The organism is Polymorphospora sp. A560, from assembly GCF_045781765.1.
In the GTDB taxonomy this organism is placed as follows: Bacteria; Actinomycetota; Actinomycetes; order Mycobacteriales; family Micromonosporaceae; genus Polymorphospora; species Polymorphospora lycopeni.
Genome location: NZ_CP122282.1, coordinates 2160300 through 2178740 on the forward strand (window position 1 = coordinate 2160300; position 18441 = coordinate 2178740).

Consider the following 18441-nt stretch of genomic DNA (forward strand, 5'->3'; position numbering starts at 1 on the left):
CGGCCGGTGTGGAGGCCCGATCGTCGACCCGGACGACCGCCGCGAGCGGCCTACCCCTAGCACGGTAGTCCGGTGACCTTTACCACACAATGGGAATATCGAAGCTGATCGTGTACTGACCGTTGCCGGTCCGCGGGCTGTCAGACCCTGGGCGTACGTTTGATGGCATGGCGCTCGACATTCCACGGCTCGACGGTCGCTTCGAGGTGATCAGCGACTTCATCCCGTCCGGCGACCAGCCGACGGCAATCGATGATCTTGAGCGCCGGGTGCGGCGGGGCGACCGCAGTGCCGTGCTGCTCGGCGCGACCGGCACCGGCAAGAGCGCGACCACCGCCTGGCTGATCGAGCGGTTGCAGCGGCCGACCCTGGTGCTGGCACCCAACAAGACCCTGTGCGCCCAGCTCGCCAAGGAGTTCCGCGAGCTGCTCCCGCGAAACGCCGTCGAATACTTCGTCTCCTACTACGACTACTACCAGCCCGAGGCGTACATCGCGCAGACCGACACCTACATCGAGAAGGACTCCTCGATCAACGAGGAGGTCGAGCGGCTGCGGCACTCGGCGACCATGTCGCTGCTGACCCGTCGCGACGTGGTGGTGGTGGCGACCGTCTCGGCGATCTACGGCCTGGGCACCCCGCAGGAATACCTCGACCGGGCGGTCCGGGTGCACGTCGGGCAGGAGATCGAGCGCGACAAGCTGCTGCGCCGGCTGGTCGACGTGCAGTACACCCGCAACGACCTGGCGTTCACCAGGGGCACGTTCCGGGTCCGCGGCGACACCCTGGAGATCATCCCGGCCTACGAGGAGCTGGCGGTCCGGATCGAGTTCTTCGGCGACGAGGTGGAGAAGCTCTACTACCTCCACCCGCTGACCGGCGAGGTGGTTCGCGAGGTCGACCACCTGCTGATCTTCCCGGCGACGCACTACACCGCCGGGGCGGAGCGGATGGAACGCGCGATCAACGGCATCGAGGCGGAGCTGGCCGAGCGCCTCGACGAGCTGGAGCGCCAGGGCAAGCTGCTGGAGGCACAGCGGCTGCGGATGCGCACGACGTACGACGTCGAGATGATGCGCCAGGTCGGCTCCTGCTCCGGGATCGAGAACTACTCGATGCACATCGACGGCCGGCTGCCCGGCAGCCCGCCGCACTGCCTGCTCGACTACTTCCCCGACGACTTCCTGACCGTCGTCGACGAGTCGCACGTCAGCATCCCGCAGATCGGCGGCATGTTCGAGGGCGACGCGTCCCGCAAGCGGGTGCTGATCGAGCACGGGTTCCGGCTGCCCAGCGCGCAGGACAACCGGCCGCTGCGGTTCGACGAGTTCCTGGAGCGGGTGGGGCAGATGGTGTTCCTGTCCGCCACCCCCGGCCCGTGGGAGCTGGAACAGGTGCAGGGCGAGGTGGTCGAGCAGGTGATCCGCCCGACCGGCCTGGTCGACCCCGAGGTCGTCGTCAAGCCGACCAAGGGGCAGATCGACGACCTGATGCACGAGATCCGGCTGCGCACCGAGCGCGACGAGCGGGTCCTGGTCACCACCCTGACCAAGAAGATGGCCGAGGACCTCACCGACTACCTGCTGGAGCACGGCATCCGGGTCCGCTACCTGCACTCCGAGGTCGACACCCTGCGCCGGGTCGAGCTGCTGCGCGAGCTGCGCAAGGGCGACTACGACGTGCTGGTCGGCATCAACCTGCTGCGGGAGGGGCTCGACCTGCCCGAGGTGTCCCTCGTCGCCATCCTCGACGCCGACAAGGAGGGCTTCCTGCGCAGCGGGCGGTCCCTGATCCAGACCATCGGCCGCGCCGCCCGTAACGTCTCCGGGCAGGTGCACATGTACGCCGACAAGATGACGCCGTCGATGGCCGCGGCGATCGACGAGACCAGCCGCCGGCGGGCCAAGCAGATCGCCCACAACGAGGCGCACGGCATCTCGCCGGCACCGCTGCGCAAGAAGATCCACGACATCCTCGACGACATCTACCGCGAGGCCGACGACACCGAGGGCGCGCTCGCCGGGCACGGTCCGGGCGGGGCGATCATCGGTGGCGGCGGCCGGCAGATGTCGCGGGGCAAGGCGCCGGTGCCGGAGACCCGCTCGCGGGGCCGGGCGACCGCCGGACCGTCGCGCGAGGGCATGGCCCGCGCCGACCTGGCCCAGCTCATCCAGGACCTCAACGACCAGATGCTGGCCGCCGCCCGGGAGCTGCAGTTCGAGCTGGCGGCCCGGATCCGCGACGAGGTGGCCGAGCTGAAGAAGGAGCTGCGCGGGATGGACGTGGCCGGCGTCAGGTAGCCGGCACCGGCCGGTGCGGGCGGTCGGCAGGTCAGACGTAGCGGTCGAAGCCGCCCTCGGAGTCGATCACCTGTCCGGTGATCCAGCGGGCGTCCGGCGAGCACAGCCAGCCGACCAACCGGGCCACGTCGTCCGGGGTGCCCCACCGGCCACCGGGAAAGAGCCGGGCCACCGCCTCGTGGGCGGCCGGCCCCGCATACCCGGTGTCGGTCGGTCCCGGGTTGACGCAGTTGACGGTCACCCCTCGGGGGGCCAGCAGCCGCGCGAACTGCCGGGTCAGCACCTCGACGCCGGCCTTGCTCGCCGCGTACGCCAGCTCGTCCGGCATCGGGCCGAGCCGCTGCCCGCTGGAGAACAGCACCACCCGGCCACCCCCGGCACCGTCGGGGAAGCCGGCGGCGAACGCCTCCACCAGCAGCATCGTCGCGCGTACGTTGACCACCAGGTGCCGGTCGATCTCCGCCGCGTCCAGTTCGCCGAGCGGCGTACGCGTCGAGTAGGCGTGCACGGCCAGCAGCGCGTCCAGCCGGCCGTGCCGCTCCCGCGCGTGCGCGACGTGGGCGGCCGGGGCCGCCGGGTCGGACAGGTCGGCCTCGACGTGTTCCGCCCGGTCGCCGAGTTCGGCGAGCAGCGCCGGCACGCCGTCCGGGTCGCCGCCGTACGGCTGCTCCGCGTCGTACCCGGGCAGGCCGGTCAGGGCCACCCGCCAGCCGTCGGCGACCAGCCGGCGGGCGACGGCCGCGCCGATCCCGATCCGGCGGCTGACCCCGGTCACGAGCGCTACCGGCTGTGTCATGGTCCGAGCAAACCCCACCCGGAGCGCCGGCCACCAGCGAATTCGGGCCCCGTGCCCGGTTCGTCACCGTACGTGGATGGGGTGGCCCTCCAGCGGGTCGACGGGCCCGGTTGTCGCACAGGATTGTTATGGTTCGGCCCGCCCCCACAAACCGATCGCATCCGGAGCCTCGTAGTGGCCATCTACCAGCACATCACCGAGTTCGCCGGCCTTCCCGTCACCGTTTTCGACCCCGAGTCGGCCGCCCCGACGGCCGACCCCGCCGCGACCGCCTGGCGGGTCGAGGGCGACTACGAGACCAGCACCGACGAGTTCCGGGAACTGTTCGAGAAGTTCCTGGCCGTCGTCGACCCGGCGCAGGTGCGGGCCCTGATCATCGGCCAGTGGGGCGAGGCGTACGAGGAGAGCGCCCCCGTCGAGATGCTGGTCGAGTTCGCGCCCCGGTTCACCGGGCTGCGGGCGCTGTTCCTCGCCGAGCTGACCATGGAGGAGTCGGAGATCTCCTGGATCCAGCAGGCTGACGTCACCCCGCTGTTCACCGCCTTCCCCGAGCTGGAGATCCTGCGGGTGCGCGGCACCGAGGGCATGGAGCTCACCCCGGTGCGGCACACCGCGCTCCGCGAGTTCGCGATCGAGTCCGGTGGCCTGCCCGGCCGGATCGTCCGGCAGGTCGCCGAGTGTGACCTGCCCGGCCTGACCCACCTCGAGCTGTGGCTCGGCACCGACAACTACGGCGGCGACGCCACCATCGACGACTTCGCCCCGATCCTGGCCGGCGGCCGGCTGCCGGCGCTGCGTCATCTCGGGCTACGCAACGCCGAGATCGCCGACCAGGTCGCCGCCGCGGTGGCCGGTGCCCCGGTCGTCGCCCGGCTCGAGGTCCTCGACATGTCGCTCGGCATGCTCGGCGACGAAGGCGTCGCCGCCCTGCTCAGCGGGCAGCCGCTGACCCACCTCAAGCGCCTCGACCTGCACCGCCACTACATCAGCGACGAGGTCGGCGCGCGGCTGACCGCGGAACTGCCCGGCGTCGAGGTCGACCTGTCCGACCAGCAGAAGGACCGTCCCGGCGACCGTTACGTGGCCGTCTCGGAATGACCGCGCCGCCCGTGCTGGTCCTGGTCGGCAACCCGGACAACCGCCGGGTCACCGGGTTCCGGGCCGCGGCAACCGGCGGCTGGCCCGGCCGGCTGGAGGTGCTGCCCTGGCGGCGTCTCGCCACCGGCCCGGTGCGGCTGCCGGCCGGAGCCGTCGTCCGGGTCGACTCGCCCGGTGAGGACGCCGAGGTCGACCGGCTGCTGCGCGGTGCCGCCCGGCCGGCCGAGCACGGCGAGATCACCGGCCTGGCCGACTGGCACCGGGGGCTGGGCGACGCCCTCGACCGCCTCGCCACGGCCGCGCGGGCGGCCGGGGCGACCCTGCTGAACGCACCGGACGAGATCCACACCATGTTCGACAAGCGGGCCTGCCACGCCCGGCTGGCCGCCGCCGGGGTGCCGGTGCCGGCCGCCCTGCCGGCGCCGCCACGTGACTACGACGAACTACGGGCGGCGCTGCGCGCGGCCGGCTGGTCGCGGGTGTTCGTCAAACCGGCACACGGCTCGTCGGCATCCGGGGTGCTGGCGCTGGAACTGGCCGGCGGCCGGATCAGGGCGACGACCTCGGTCGAACTGACCACCGGCGGACGCCTGTTCAACTCGCTGCGGGTCCGCACCTACCAGGCCGAACGGGACGTCGCCGCGATCGTCGACCGGCTGGCGCCGGACAGCCTGCACGTCGAACGGTGGTTTCCCAAGGCCGGCCTCGGCGACCGGGCCGTCGACCTGCGGGTGCTCGTGGTGGCGGGCGAGCCGACCCACACCGTGGTGCGGTCGAGCCGTGGCCCGCTGACCAACCTGCACCTCGGAAACGCCCGCGGCGACCTGGCGGCGCTGCGGGCCGCGATGGGGCCGGCCGCCTACCGGTCGGCGCTCGACACCTGCGTCCGCGCCGCCGGTTGCTTCCCGGGAAGCCTGCACGTCGCGGTCGACCTGCTGCCCGGCGTCGGCTGGCGGCGGCACGCGGTCGCCGAGGTCAACGCCTTCGGCGACCTGCTGCCCGGCCTGCGCGACGACGCCGGCCGCGACACCTGGGCGGCGCAGTTGCACGCCCTGCGCACCGGCCGGTTCGCCGCCCTGCGCACCGGCCGGTTCGCCGTCCGGGGTGTCACGGCCGGCGGGTCGGGTGCGGTTCCGGCCGGCCGGGTCGGCTCCGGGGTGGCGGCGTGAAGGACCTCGTCGGCAGCCACGACCTGCTCTTCGTCACCCTCGACACGCTGCGCTACGACGTCGCCGCCGAACTGGTGGCGGCCGGCCGTACCCCGGCCCTGGCCCGGGCCCTGCCCGGCGGGCGGTGGCAGCGGCGGCACAGCCCGGCCAGCTTCACGTACGCCGCCCACCAGGCGTTCTTCGCCGGATTCCTGCCCACCCCGACCGCCCCGGGGCCACACCCGCGGCTGTTCGCCGCCGCGTTCCCGGGCAGTGAGACCACCGGCGGCGACACCTGGGTCTTCGACGCCCCCGAGGTGGTGAGCGGGCTGGCCGCGGCCGGCTACCACACGGTCTGCGTCGGCGGGGTCGGCTTCTTCAACCACCGCTCGCCGCTCGGCCGGGTGCTGCCCGGCCTGTTCGCCGAATCGCACTGGGAGTCGGAGTTCGGGGTGACCGCGCCCGGCTGCTTCGAGGCACAGCTCGACCGGATCGCCACGGTCGTGCCGACGGTCCCCGCCGACCGGCCGCTGTTCCTGTTCGTCAACGTCGCCGCGATGCACCAGCCCAACCGCCACTACCTGCCCGGCGCCGCCGCCGACAGCCGGGACAGCCACGCCGCCGCGCTGGAATACGTCGACCGGCACATCGGCCGGCTCTTCGCCCTGGCGACCGCACGCGGCCGGCCGTGCCTGGTGCTGATCTGCGCCGACCACGGGACGGCGTACGGCGAGGACGGCCACACCGGACACCGGGTCGCCCACGAGGTGGTGTGGACGGTGCCGTACGCCGAGTTCGTCATCGAGCCGGGGCAGTGGGAGCTTTCCGGAACGGCAGCGACGGGCGGGTCGTTCCATGATTGACGGATCGCCGTACCAGGGGTATCTCTACGCGTACCCGCACAAGACGGCCTACCGGCCGCTGCGGCCCCGCCCGGCGCTGCGCGACGTGTGGTCGGCCGAGCCGACCGACGCCCTCATGCTCTACCTGCACCTGCCGTTCTGCGAGATGCGGTGCGGCTTCTGCAACCTGTTCACCCGCGCCAACCCACCCGCCGAGCAGGTCCGCGCCTACCTCGACCAGTTGCGCCGCCAGGCGGCCCGGGTCCGCGAGGCGCTCGGCGGGCGGCCCGGGATCGCCCGGCTCGCGGTCGGCGGCGGCACCCCCACCTACCTCACCGCCGGCGAGCTGACCGAGATGTTCGACATCGTCGCCGACTTCGGCGCCCCGCTCGGCGCCGTACCCACGGCCGTCGAGACGTCGCCGGCCACCGCCACCGACGACCGGATCGCGGTGCTGGCCGAGCGCGGCACCACCCGGGTCAGCATCGGCGTGCAGAGCTTCCTCGACGCCGAGGCGCACGCCGCCGGCCGTCCCCAGAAGCGGGCCGAGGTCGAACGCGCCCTGGCCACGATCCGGGCCCACGACATCCCGGTGCTCAACCTCGACCTCATCTACGGCATCGGCGGGCAGACGGCCCGGACGTGGGCCCACTCGCTGGATGCCGCACTCGCCTGGCGGCCCGAGGAGGTCTTCCTCTACCCGCTCTACGTACGGCCGCTGACCGGCCTCGGTCGCCGGGTCCTGCCGCTGTCCGCGGCGGGCGGTCCGGCACCCGGCGGCCCGGATCCGGCCGTCGGTGGCCCGGATCCGGGCTTCGGCGGGCCCGGGGCGGCGGGAGAGGACCCCTGGGACGCCCAGCGGCTGGCGCTGTACCGGCAGGGGCGTGACCACCTGCGCGCCGCCGGCTACCGACAACTGTCGATGCGGCACTTCCGCCGCGCCGACCTGCCCGACGACGACGCGCCGGACTACTCGTGCCAGGACGACGGCATGGTCGGCCTCGGCTGCGGCGCCCGTTCCTACACCGCCGACCTGCACTACTCGTTCGACTACGCGGTCGGCATCGGGCAGGTCCGTGCGATCATCGACGACTACCTGCGCCGCCCGGCCGCCGACTTCGACCACGCCGAGGTCGGGTTCCGGCTCGACGGAACCGAGAAACGGCGCCGGTGGCTGGTCAAGTCGCTGCTGCGGGCCGAGGGCCTCGACCCGGCCGCCTACCGGGACCGGTTCGCCGCCGACCCGGGCGACGACTTCCCGCAACTCGATATCCTCGCCGGGCGGGGCTGGCTACGGCGCGACGCCGGCCGGCTCGCGCTCACCGACGCCGGCGTGGAACGCTCCGACGCGATCGGCCCGTGGCTCGTCTCCGGCCCGGTCCGCGCCGCGATGGCGGAGCACGTGCCGCGATGAACCTGTCGATCCTCTACCGGGGGCCGCTGGCCAGTTGCAACTACGACTGCCCCTACTGCCCTTTCGCCAAGCGCCGGGACAGCCGCGCCGAGCTGCGGGCCGACCGGGAGGCGCTGGCCCGGTTCGCCGACTGGGTCGACCGCAACCCGGACGGCGACCGGATCTCGGTGTTGTTCACCCCCTGGGGCGAGGGCCTGACCCGCTCCTGGTACCGCCAGACGCTGACCCGGCTGTCCCACCTTCCGCACGTCGACCGGGTCGCGATCCAGACCAACCTGGCCTGCCGGCTCGACTGGGTCGCCGACGCCGACCGGGACACCCTGGCCCTGTGGGCCACCTACCATCCGGGCCAGGTGCGCCGGGACGCCTTCCTCGGCAGGTGCGCGACCCTGCGTGACCTCGGCGTGCGCTTCTCCGTCGGCATCGTCGGCCAGCCCGAGCACCTGGCCGAGGCGCGGGCACTGCGGGCGGCCCTGCCCGACGACGTCTACCTGTGGGTCAACGCCGCCGACGGCCACCGCTACGAGCCGGCCGAGGAAGCCGACTGGACCGCGATCGACCCGCTCTTCGGCTACAGCGTCCGGCCACACGAGTCGGCCGGCCGGGCCTGCCGGGCCGGCGAGACCGTGATCTCCGTACGCGGTGACGGCCAGGTGCGGCGCTGCCACTTCGTCGACGAACCGCTGGGCAACCTCTACGACGGCTCCTACCGCGCCGCGCTGCGGCCACGCCCCTGCCCCAACCGGCTCTGCGACTGCCACATCGGATACGTGCACCTGAAGACCCTGCCGCTCTACGACGTCTTCGCCGGCGGGGTGCTGGAACGCATCCCGGTCCGTGGCGTGACCTGGGGGGTGCCGCGCCGCGCGCTGGCCGCCTCCTGACCGGGCAAACCGGTTGCCCGGTCCGGGGTGGCGGCGGGAGTGTTGTCGGCACCCGTCGCGGGCCGGACGGCGGGCGCCACTGCGGACCAGGCGCCCGACGGGCCGTACCGGAAGAAGGAGACCGCATGCCGACCCACCGCCCACCGATCAGCCGGTTCGTGGTGTCCGACCCCGCCGCCGGCCCGTACGGCATCACGGTCGGGCCGGACGCGGCGCCGTGGTTCACCCTCGTCCACGCCGGCCGGATCGGCCGGCTCGCGGCCGACGGAACCGTGGCCAGCTACCCGGTCGATACGCCGTCGAGCGGCCCGGCGATCATCACGACGGGACCCGACGGGGCACTGTGGTTCACCCGGTCCCGCGACCACCACATCGGGCGGATCACCACCGACGGCGTCACGGCGTCGTTTCCCGTGCCGTCGGCGGAGGCCGCGCCGTTCGGTATCGCGGCCGGCCCGGACGGCGCGCTGTGGTTCACCGGGATGAACGCCGACGTGATCGGCCGGATCACCACCGACGGCCGGATCACCGAGTTTCCCCTGCCCGTCACGGGTGGCTTTCCGTCGATGATCACCGCCGGGCCGGACGGCGCGCTGTGGTTCACGCTCAACCGGGCGAACGCGATCGGCCGCATCGACCCGGCCGGCGCGGTGACCCTGCACCGGCTGCCGACCGCCGACGCCGGACCGGTCGGCATCACCCGTGGCACCGACGGCAACCTATGGTTCGTCGAGATCGCGGCCGGCCAGATCGGCCGGATCACCCCGGACGGTGCCGTCGCCGAGTTCGCGCTGCCGGACCGCGACGCGAAGCCGCACGCGATCGTCGCCGACCCGGCGGGCGGCTGCTGGTTCACCGAATGGGCCGGCAACCGGATCGGCCACGTCAGCGCCGACGGCGACTTCCACCATCACGACCTGCCCGATCCGGCGTCGGAGCCGCACGGCATCGCCGTCGGCCCCGACGCCGCCGTCTGGGTCGCGCTGGAGACCGGCACGGTCGTCCGGCTCGCGCCGCGAGCGGGCGGCTAGCCGGCCGTCGGTCAGGTCTGCGCCAGCGGCGCGTATTCCTCCTCGGTGAGGCCGAACGTCCACGCGACCCCGCCCCGCGCGGTCCGGGTGTCCGGCGGGACCCGCAGCCAGTAGGTTCGGTGGGTGCCGTCGGGCTCGGCCGTCGAGTTGACCACCTCGACCATGACCAGCGGCTCGTCGTCGCTGAGGTTGATCCGCCACAGCACGCCGCACTCGTCGCGGTGCATCGCGTGGGCGTTGCTCTCCCGCAGGTAGCGGTCGTAGCCGAAGTGCTCCAGCATCACCCGGCGGACCTCGGCGTTCTGCTCCGCCCTGATCCGCTGCACGGTCAGCCGGGGCAGCTCCTGCGCGACCTCTGGCGGGATCGCCATGCCGCGCCACACGTGCAGGCCGTAGCCGTCCGGATAGGCCAGGGCCGGCCCGTCGCCGCGGTGCAGCCGGCCGACGTTGTCGCGCTCGGTGACCACCGGCCGCTCGGTCAGCACCGCGACCTGCTCGTAGGGCCACCACCAGCCGGCCGAGGTGGCGACGTTGGCCAGCCCGCGCAGGCGGGGGTCGCCGTCGAAGGCGGACAGCCAGGCCGCCTCGTGCAGCCCGTAGACGGCGTCGAAGAGCGCGGACCGCGCCCGTTCGGTCAACGGGTCGCGGACATCGGCGACCAGGTCCTCGGCGAGCCGGGTGCGCAACGGTGTGACGACCCGGTCGACGAGCAGATTCCAGGTGCGCTGCCCGCCGGCCGCCCAGTGCGCGGCCCAGCCGGCCGGACCGAGCCGCTCGGTCGCCGCCGTCCGGGCCGCCGCCCACGGGGCGGTGCGCAGGGTGCCGCGGATCGCCCTGCCCGGCGCGACCTCGCCGGGCACGCAGCCCTGGGCACGCAGCGCCGCCAGCACCTGGTCGATCGTGGTGGCGGTGCGGGTGGTCGGCACGGTGTCGCGGTCAGGGGCCGGGGTGTCGCCGTCGGGGTCCGGAGTGCCCGCGCTCGACCCGGTCGGGCCGGCCTCGGGGCGGGGGCGGTGAGCAGTGCGGCGGCCAGCGCGCCGGCGAACGGCGACGGCAGCCAGACCACGTGGCGCGGGGCGGGCAGGCCGGCGGCGACGTATGCCTCCCGGACCGCGGCCTCGGCCGCCGGGCGGTCGGCCGGCGCGGTGCACAGACCATGCTCCAGCCAGCGGTCGGCGATGCCGGCCAGGGCCGCCGCGGCGGCGGCGTCCTCGGCGGTCCCCGGCTGGTCGGTGAGCGTGTCGGCGGGGGAGATGGTCTCGGTCGCCATCAGTCGGCCACCGGCCGCCACGCGCCCGGCACGTATTCCCGCTGCCGGATCACCCGGTAGGAACCCGCCGGCAGGGCGATCGGTCCGTGCTCCTCGTGGCTGAGCCGGCCGTAACCCTCGATGAGCAGGACCGAGGGGTCGCTCTGGTCGGGCGACGCCCACAGCGTGACACCGGAACCACTCACCACGTGGGCGTGACCGGTCGCCTCGCCCCGGGCGAGCACGAGCCGGCCGCGGGCGTCGCGACCGGCCGGCACCAGGCCGGCCGGGACGTCGGCGGGTTCGATGGGATGGACGAGGACATCACCCTGGCGGTACATGCACGCTCCCGGGGTCGTTGACGGACGCTGTGGAGGCTAGCGCCGCCGTACGACAACTCAGGCGGGCACGTCGGTGAAGTGTTCGACCACCGGCGGGCCGGCGAAGTAGGGGCCGATCAGCGAACGCCAGGTCGTGAACCGTTCGCTGGCCCGGAAGTTCTCCTCGTGGGCGGCGACCGAGTCCCACTCGACCAGCAGCACGAACCGGGTCGGCGACTCGATGCCGCGGGTCATCCGCACCGACCGGCAACCGGGCGTCGTGGCCAGCACCTCGTGTCCCTTGGCGTACGCGGCGGCGAACTCGTCCTCGCGACCGGCGACCACATCGATCAGGGCAACCTCAAGCACCATGCCCGGCAGCCTCCCACGCCCCCGCCCACCCCCGCCGCCCGGGTCCTGATCCGCGTGATCAGGGAGTAAATCGAGCGTGTTGTCGGCGGGGCGCGATGCAAACTCCCTGATCACCCGGATCTTGGTTGGGCGGCGGGACCAGCGCGGTGAACCGGCTGCCGGCCGGCGGAAGCACCCGCGCGACCGTCCGTCCACCGCCAGCGAGCCCGGAACAAGATCCGCGTGATCAGGGGCCGCTACCGGCGCCACGCCGGCGACACGCCCGACCAGCTCCCTGATCACGGTGATCAGGGAGCCCGGCATCGATCAGGGAGCCCGGCATCCCGGCAAGATCCGCGTGATCAGGGAGTTCGCACCATGGCACGCCGACGACACACTCGACGTACTCCCTGATCACGCGGATCAAGAGGGGGGCGGGATAGCCTCCTAGGATGGCGTAGTGGGTGTGGCGTGCGGCGCGAAACGAGCGGCGCAGTGCGGGGAGAGCTATCTCGCGAGGAAGAAGGGCTAGACGCGGTGGGCGCCGACCAGGGTGGCGGCGCGGTCGGCGGAGAGCGGCTCCTCGATGACGCGCCGCTGGGTGTAGCAGGCGTGCAGCATCCGGCGCCGCTCCGGGCCGTCCGCGGCGGCCGTCACTATCCCGATGTGGTGGATCGGCCGGCCCGGCCGGGCGAAGAAGTAGAGGTCGCCGGGGAGTTCCGCGCCCAGGCGCAGGGGAGTGGTGGCGTCGGCCTGGTCGTCGGCGTCGCGTGGCAGCCGTACCCCGAACCGGCGCCAGGCCAGGTGCACCAGGCCCGAGCAGTCCACCCCGTACGCCGAGACGCCGCCCCAGATGTAGACGACGTCACGCAGCCGGGACGCCATCGCCAGCACCTCGGTCGCGGTCGGCGGGCGGGTCGACACCGGCACGAGATGGCTCTCCGGTGTCCACAGTGGCTGCCGGTGGCCGGGGGCGTGCACCGGGCGCCAGCCGTCGCGGACGGGGCCGGCCGGCAGCAGCCGGGTGCCGAGGATGACGCCGTCGAGCACCAGGTCGCCGGCCGGGCCGGCGTGCAGGCTGGTGGTGGTGGCGTCGACGACGAGGGGCTGGCCGGGCGGGTCCACGTCCGGGGCCGGGCTCAGTTGGCTGGCCGGCAGCCAGCCGGGATAGCCGCGCGGGTCGAGCTTGGCGGCCGGCTGCTCGACGGCGACGACCCGGGCCCAGCCGTCGGCGCGTATCTCCTCGACCAGGACCCGCTCGCCGAGCAGGAGCTGGCTGAGGACGCATTCGCCGACCTGCTGGTCGCGGTCCATCGCGGAGATCCAGCCGGGGATGTCGGTGTGGTCGGCCAGTGCGGGCGCGTCGACCTCGCGGGTGGCCTCCGGGCCCGCCCAGAGTGTGGCGACGGCGACCCGTACGACCGCCTCCCGGCCTGCCTCGAGCGTCATGCCCACCGCCACCCCTCCAGGTTGCGCGACCCCGCCCCGCCCGGGAATCGACGAACGTCCCGGAACCCGACCATACGAAAGTATCTTGCAATGAACAACGACGGTCTGGATGTTGCTTTCAGGTCAGGTCGACGTCGAGCCCCGGTCCGGCGGGCAGGACCACGGTCGCACCCTCGTAACGAATACCGCCGCGCACCGGTGACGCCGCCAGCCACCACGCCGCGTCCAGATCGGACACCACGGTCGTACCGTACGCCGCGACCAGGCTCGCCGCCGCCCCGAGCCCGATCGGTCCCTCCATCATCGACCCGACGACCGTGCCCATGCCATGGGCCGCCGCGAGGTCCAGCAGCGTACGCGCCGGGGCCAGCCCGCCGCACTTGGCCAGCTTGACGTTGACCATGTCGGCGGCCCGGCGCCGGATCACCTCGACCAGGTCGCGTACGTCGAAGACCGCCTCGTCGGCCAGGATCGGGGTGTCCACCCGGTCGCTGACCCACGCCAGCCCGTCGAGGTCGCGGCCGGCGACCGGCTGCTCGACGAGTTCGACGTCGAGGCCGGCGTCCTCGACGCCACGGATGACGCGTACCGCCTCGCGGGGCGACCAGCCCTGGTTGGCGTCCAGCCGGACGCGGGCCGCCGGGCCGGCCGCCGCCCGTACGGCGCGTACCCGGGCCAGGTCGCCGGCGGCGTCGGTGCCCACCTTGACCTTCAGCACGGTGAACCCTTCGGCGGTCCGGGCGGCGGCGGCGGCCGCCAGCGCGTCGGGGTCGCCGGCGGCGAGGGTGACGTCGGTCGGCACCCGCAGCGTGGTGCCGCCGAGCAGCCGGACCAGCGGCAGCCCGGCCCGGCGGGCGGCCAGGTCGTGCAGGGCGACGTCGACGGCGCACTTGGCGGCCTCGTTGCCGGCCACCGCCCGGCGGGTGCGGGCGCAGTTGGCCAGCAGGTCGTCGGCGTCGAGTCCGGTCAGGGCCGGGCCGAGGACCTGTTCGACGCACGCCTGGGCGCCGGCGATGGACGCGCCGGTGACCTGCCAGACCTGCGGCGCCTCGCCGAATCCGGACCGGCCGTCGGCGTCGACGATCTCCACGATCAGCGTGTCGACGGTCGTGGCGCGGCGCAGCGCGGTCACGAACGGGGTGTGCAGCGGCGCCGAGAGGTGGTGGGTGCGTACGGCGGCGATCGTCATGCGGGGCACCCTATCGACCGGGCGGTGGTGGTGCGGGGCGCGGACCGGCGGCGTGGTCAGCCGTGCCGGCCCTGCCAGGCCGCCGCGGAGAGGTCGGCGATGAGGCGGCGGGCGGCGGCGTCGTGGGTGGCCCGGTCGAAGCCGTCGGCGGCGGGGTCGGCGGTGGTGCAGACGACGACCGAGTACGGCGGGGCGTCGGCGGGCAGGACCACGCCGGCGTCGTGGCGTACGCCGGTGATCCAGCCGCTCTTGTGCGCGATCGGGGTGCCCGGTGGCAGGCCGGCAGGCAGGCAGTCGCGGTGTTCCTGGGCGCGGAGCACCTCGAGCATCTGCGCGCAGTGTTCGGGGGCGGCCAGCGGGCCGGGGCGGGTGGCGCCGGCGGCGATGGTGGCGAGCAGGGCGGCGAGGTCGGCGGCGGTGACCAGGTTGGTCAGGCCGGTGTCGCGGGCGGCGTAGTCCTCGATGCCGCGTTCGGTGACGCTGTGGTGGGCGCCGGCGAGGCGCCAGACGTCGGCGAGGCCGGGCAGGCCGACGTGGGCGAGGACGATGTTGGTGGCGAGGTTGCTGGATCGCACGATCATCCGGCGGGCGAGCCAGCGCAGGGAGGCGGTGCCGTCGAGGTGGGCCCACACCACGGGGTCGTTGTCGTAGTCGGGGGCGCATCCGAACCGGGGGGCGCCGGGGTGGGCCGAGTCGAACTCGTTGCGTACGGCGACGGGCCGGTCGGGGTCGACGGTGCCGGCCTCGGTGGCGCGGTGCAGCGCGGCGAGTACGGCGATCTTCATGGTGCTGGCGGCGTAGTGGGTGTCGTCGGGTTGCCGGGTGTAGGCCGGTGGGGTGTCGAGGCGGCCGACGTAGGCGGAGACGGTGCCCGGGGTGGCGGCCAGGCGCTGGTCGAGGTCGTGCGGGATCACGCGGTGACGGTAGCCGAGCCGACCGCCGGCACCGCCCCGCGACGGGCCGGTCGTGGGGCGGTTTCCGGGGCTGGTCAGCCGGCGTGCTTGCGGCGGGCGGCGGCCCGGCCGCGGGTGGTCTGGTCGAGGACGACCTTGCGCAGCCGGACGGCGGCGGGGGTGACCTCGACGCACTCGTCCTCGCGGCAGAACTCCAGGGCCTGTTCCAGGGACAGCTTGCGGGGCGGGATCACCTTCTCGGTCTCGTCGGCGGTCGACGAGCGCATGTTGGTGAGCTTTTTCTCCTTGGTGATGTTGACGTCCATGTCGTCGGAGCGGGAGTTCTCCCCGACGATCATGCCCTCGTACACCTCGGTGCTCGGTTCGACGAACAGGGTGCCGCGTTCCTGGAGGTTGAGCATGGCGAACGAGGTGACGGCGCCGGCGCGGTCGGCGACGAGGGAGCCGTTGTTGCGGGTACGCAGCTCGCCGAACCAGGGTTCGTAGGACTCGAACACGTGGTGCAGGATGCCGGTGCCGCGGGTGTCGGTGAGGAACTCGGTGCGGAAGCCGATCAGGCCGCGGGCCGGGACCAGCCATTCCATGCGGATCCAGCCGGTGCCGTGGTTGACGAGCTGCTCCATGCGGCCCTTGCGGGTGGCGAGGAGCTGGGTGATGGCGCCGAGGTATTCGTCGGGGGCGTCGATGGTGAGCCGTTCGACGGGTTCGCAGGTCTTTCCGTCGATCTCCCGGGTGACGACCTGCGGCTTGCCGACGGTCAGTTCGTACGTCTCGCGGCGCATCTGCTCGACGAGGATGGCGAGGGCGAGTTCGCCGCGGCCCTGGACCTCCCAGGCGTCCGGGCGGTCGGTCGGCAGGACCCGCAGCGACACGTTGCCGATGAGTTCCTTGTCGAGCCGGTCCTTGACCATGCGGGCGGTGACCTTGGCGCCCTTGACCCGGCCGACCATCGGTGAGGTGTTGGTGCCGATGGTCATCGAGATGGCCGGCTCGTCGACGGTGATCAGCGGCAGCGGGACCGGGTTGTCGACGTCGGCGAGCGTCTCGCCGATCATGATCTCGGGGATGCCGGCGACGGCCATGATGTCGCCGGGGCCGGCCTCTTCGGCGGGTTTGCGTTCCAGTCCCTCGGTCATCAGCAGTTCGGAGATGCGGACCCGCTCGGTGGTGCCGTCGGTGCGGCACCAGGCGACGGTCTGGCCCTTGCGGATGGTGCCCTGCCGGACCCGGCACAGGGCGAGCCGGCCGAGGAACGGCGACGCGTCGAGGTTGGTGACGTGGGCCTGGAGCGGGGCGGTCTCGTCGTACGCCGGCGGCGGAATGGTGTCGAGCAGGGTGCGGAACAGCGGTTCGAGGGAGTCGCTGTCGGCGGGTACGGAGCCGTCGGCGGGCTGGGTCAGCGAGGCGATGCCGTCGCGGGCGCAGGCGTAGACGATCGGGAAGTCGATCTGCTCCTCGTCGGCGTCGAGGTCGAGGAACAGCTCGTAGGTGTCGTCGACGACCTCCTTGATCCGGGCGTCCGGCCGGTCGACCTTGTTGATCACGAGGATGATCGGCATCCGGGCCTTGAGGGCCTTGCGCAGCACGAAGCGGGTCTGCGGCAGCGGTCCCTCGCTGGCGTCGACGAGCAGGACGACGCCGTCGACCATGGTCAGGCCGCGTTCGACCTCGCCACCGAAGTCGGCGTGGCCGGGGGTGTCGATGATGTTGATGGTGAAAGGGCCGGTGCCGTCGGCGGGCACGTAGCGCACCGCGGTGTTCTTGGCCAGGATGGTGATGCCCTTTTCGCGTTCCAGGTCCATGGAGTCCATGACCCGGTCGGCCATCTCGGCCCGGGCGCTGAACGCACCGGCCTGGCGCAACATGGCGTCGACCAGGGTTGTCTTGCCATGGTCGACGTGGGCGATAATGGCGACGTTGCGGAGGTCGGAGCGGGTCTGCATGCCCTTATCCTCCCGCTCGCCCGTCGCCGGCCCCCGTCGGGGTCACCCTGAGGTGGCCCGGATCTCCACGCAAATCGCTGCCTGTCGCCGTCCGGCGGCTGGCATGCTGACGTTCGTGGCGGGGGAGCGACATGCATGACCTGTTGATGCGGTTGGCCGACCTGCCGCCCGGGTTGATCTACGTGGTCGCGGCGGCCCTTGTGATGGGCGAGACCGCGCTGCTCCTCGGCCTTTTCGTGCCGGCGGAGGGGACGCTCCTGCTGGTCGGGTTCCTGGCGTACACCGGGACGCTGCGGCTCGGCCCGACGCTGCTGATCATGATCACCGCGGCGGCCGTCGGTGACGCGTTGGCGTTCCGGGCCGGTCGGCGGTACGGGCCACGGCTGCGGGCCGGCGGATTCGGTGCCCGGGTCGGCGAGGAGCGGTGGGCCCGGGCCGACCGGATGCTGGGCCGGATGGGTGGTCGCGGCATCGCCGGGGCGCGGTGGGTGGCGTTCGCCCGCACGCTTCTGCCCCGGCTCGCCGGAAGCACCGGCATGCGCTACCGGCGGTTCGCGCCGTGGAACCTCCTCGGGGTGGTGAGCTGGGTCGGCGGCTCGATCGTGGTCGGCTATCTGGCGGGGGAGTCGTACGCGGCGGTCTCGCACTACCTGGGCCGCGCCACCGCGGCGGTGCTGCTGATGCTGGTCTCGGTCGTCGCGATCGTGCTCGCCGGCCGGTGGCTGGGCCGCAACCCCGATCCCGTACGCGCGCTGCTGGCGCGGGCCGGCCGGCTGCCGGTGCTGCGGTGGGTGGTGCACCGGTACGGCGCCCTGTTCACCGGGCTGTCGGCGCGGGTCGGTGCCGGTTGGGCACTGGTGGCCAACCTTGCCGCCGGCCTGGTGCTGCTGTTCAGCGGCGGCCTGGTGCTGGCCTGGGCGGTGTCGACGGTGGTCGACGGGAGCGGGCTGTCCGCCGTGGACACCGCGATCGCCGGCTGGTTCGCCGGGCAGCGCACCGACGGCGCGGTCGAGGTGGCGCACACGGCGATCGGCGCGTTGCGGGGATCGCTGCTGATCGCGGTGGTCGGGATGCTGGCGCTGGCACACGGTTGGCGTACCCGGGCCTGGCGCGACGACCTGGTCGGCGTGGTCGGTACGGTCGGCGCGTTCGTGCCACCGGTCCTGGTCGCGCTGGTGGCCGACCTGACCATCCTGGACGAGTCGTCGGCGGGCGGCCCGCTGCCGGCGGCGCTGCTGCCCGGCCAGAACGCGGTGGCGTCGGCGAGCCTGTGCACGCTGGCGTGGCTGCTGTCGCGGCGGGCGCGTTGGCCGGTGGCGGTGGCGGCGTGGACCGGGGCCGCGGTCGGGGTGGTGACGGTCGCGGGTGCCCGGCTCTACGTCGGCTGGAGCACCGCGAGCGAGACGGTGACGTCGGTGCTGCTCGGGGTCCTGTGGACGGCGGTGTTCATGATCGCCTGGGCGACCCGGGACCGGGCCGTGCGGAAGCCGGACGGGGCGACCGGCACCGGGGC

At 73.4% G+C, this 18441-nt stretch carries 15 protein-coding genes and 1 pseudogene; 8 read left to right on the top strand and 8 right to left on the bottom strand.

Features of this window, described 5'->3' with window-relative positions; translation table 11 throughout:
• Positions 1 to 167 precede the first annotated feature (167 nt).
• Positions 168 to 2300 (top strand): excinuclease ABC subunit UvrB, encoded by a 2133-nt coding sequence (gene uvrB, locus QCD66_RS09855; RefSeq protein WP_375736422.1) that lies wholly within the window; start codon positions 168 to 170, stop codon positions 2298 to 2300.
• Positions 2301 to 2331: 31 nt separating this feature from the next.
• Here uvrB and QCD66_RS09860 read toward each other — a convergent pair whose 3' ends face one another.
• Positions 2332 to 3096, bottom strand: coding sequence for an SDR family oxidoreductase (locus tag QCD66_RS09860; RefSeq protein ID WP_375736423.1), 765 nt, complete (start codon positions 3094 to 3096; stop codon positions 2332 to 2334).
• 174 nt (positions 3097 to 3270) lie between these two features.
• Here QCD66_RS09860 and QCD66_RS09865 point away from each other — a divergent pair, with 174 nt between their 5' ends.
• The 6 genes from QCD66_RS09865 (at position 3271) to QCD66_RS09890 (ending at position 9513) form a co-directional block, all read left to right on the top strand.
• Positions 3271 to 4194, top strand: a complete 924-nt coding sequence (locus tag QCD66_RS09865; protein WP_375736424.1) for an STM4015 family protein — start codon at positions 3271 to 3273, stop codon at positions 4192 to 4194.
• The gene (locus QCD66_RS09870) at positions 4191 to 5363 is read left to right on the top strand and encodes an STM4014 family protein (RefSeq protein WP_375736425.1); all 1173 of its coding nucleotides are present in this window, start codon (positions 4191 to 4193) and stop codon (positions 5361 to 5363) included. The genes QCD66_RS09865 and QCD66_RS09870 overlap by 4 nt, the downstream gene beginning before the upstream one ends.
• Positions 5360 to 6205, top strand: a complete 846-nt coding sequence (locus tag QCD66_RS09875; RefSeq protein WP_375736426.1) for an STM4013/SEN3800 family hydrolase — start codon at positions 5360 to 5362, stop codon at positions 6203 to 6205. The genes QCD66_RS09870 and QCD66_RS09875 overlap by 4 nt, the downstream gene beginning before the upstream one ends.
• Entirely contained in the window at positions 6198 to 7598 is a 1401-nt protein-coding gene (locus QCD66_RS09880; RefSeq protein ID WP_375736427.1) for an STM4012 family radical SAM protein, read from the top strand. The genes QCD66_RS09875 and QCD66_RS09880 overlap by 8 nt, the downstream gene beginning before the upstream one ends.
• Positions 7595 to 8482 (top strand): STM4011 family radical SAM protein, encoded by an 888-nt coding sequence (locus QCD66_RS09885; RefSeq protein ID WP_375736428.1) that lies wholly within the window; start codon positions 7595 to 7597, stop codon positions 8480 to 8482. Before QCD66_RS09880 ends, QCD66_RS09885 begins: the two co-directional genes overlap by 4 nt.
• A gap of 125 nt (positions 8483 to 8607) precedes the next feature.
• Positions 8608 to 9513: a virginiamycin B lyase gene (locus QCD66_RS09890; protein WP_375736429.1), complete on the top strand. Its 906-nt coding sequence runs from the start codon at positions 8608 to 8610 to the stop codon at positions 9511 to 9513.
• An 11-nt stretch (positions 9514 to 9524) separates the two neighbouring features.
• On the opposite strand, the gene QCD66_RS09895 is transcribed toward QCD66_RS09890, so the two are convergent.
• The 7 genes from QCD66_RS09895 to typA all read right to left on the bottom strand — a co-directional run bounded on the left by QCD66_RS09895 (position 9525) and on the right by typA (position 16928).
• Positions 9525 to 10439 carry a DUF6745 domain-containing protein gene (locus tag QCD66_RS09895; protein ID WP_407567084.1) on the bottom strand — a complete coding sequence of 305 codons (915 nt, stop codon included), beginning with the start codon at positions 10437 to 10439 and terminating at the stop codon, positions 9525 to 9527.
• 343 nt (positions 10440 to 10782) lie between these two features.
• Positions 10783 to 11103: a hypothetical protein gene (locus QCD66_RS09900; protein WP_364215421.1), complete on the bottom strand. Its 321-nt coding sequence runs from the start codon at positions 11101 to 11103 to the stop codon at positions 10783 to 10785.
• A gap of 57 nt (positions 11104 to 11160) precedes the next feature.
• Positions 11161 to 11454 carry an antibiotic biosynthesis monooxygenase family protein gene (locus QCD66_RS09905; protein WP_357540847.1) on the bottom strand — a complete coding sequence of 98 codons (294 nt, stop codon included), beginning with the start codon at positions 11452 to 11454 and terminating at the stop codon, positions 11161 to 11163.
• A gap of 507 nt (positions 11455 to 11961) precedes the next feature.
• A complete protein-coding gene (locus QCD66_RS09910; RefSeq protein WP_364215417.1) occupies positions 11962 to 12882 on the bottom strand; it encodes an NlpC/P60 family protein in 921 nt (306 codons plus the stop codon).
• Between the two features lie 118 nt (positions 12883 to 13000).
• Positions 13001 to 14071, bottom strand: coding sequence for a mandelate racemase/muconate lactonizing enzyme family protein (locus tag QCD66_RS09915; RefSeq protein ID WP_375736431.1), 1071 nt, complete (start codon positions 14069 to 14071; stop codon positions 13001 to 13003).
• A 56-nt stretch (positions 14072 to 14127) separates the two neighbouring features.
• Positions 14128 to 14985, bottom strand: a complete 858-nt coding sequence (locus QCD66_RS09920; RefSeq protein WP_375736432.1) for a serine hydrolase — start codon at positions 14983 to 14985, stop codon at positions 14128 to 14130.
• A 74-nt stretch (positions 14986 to 15059) separates the two neighbouring features.
• Positions 15060 to 16928, bottom strand: coding sequence for a translational GTPase TypA (gene typA / locus QCD66_RS09925; RefSeq protein WP_375736433.1), 1869 nt, complete (start codon positions 16926 to 16928; stop codon positions 15060 to 15062).
• Positions 16929 to 17059: 131 nt separating this feature from the next.
• Here typA and QCD66_RS09930 point away from each other — a divergent pair.
• Positions 17060 to 18409: pseudogene (locus QCD66_RS09930) on the top strand (VTT domain-containing protein); the annotation flags it as partial.
• Positions 18410 to 18441: the final 32 nt, after the last annotated feature.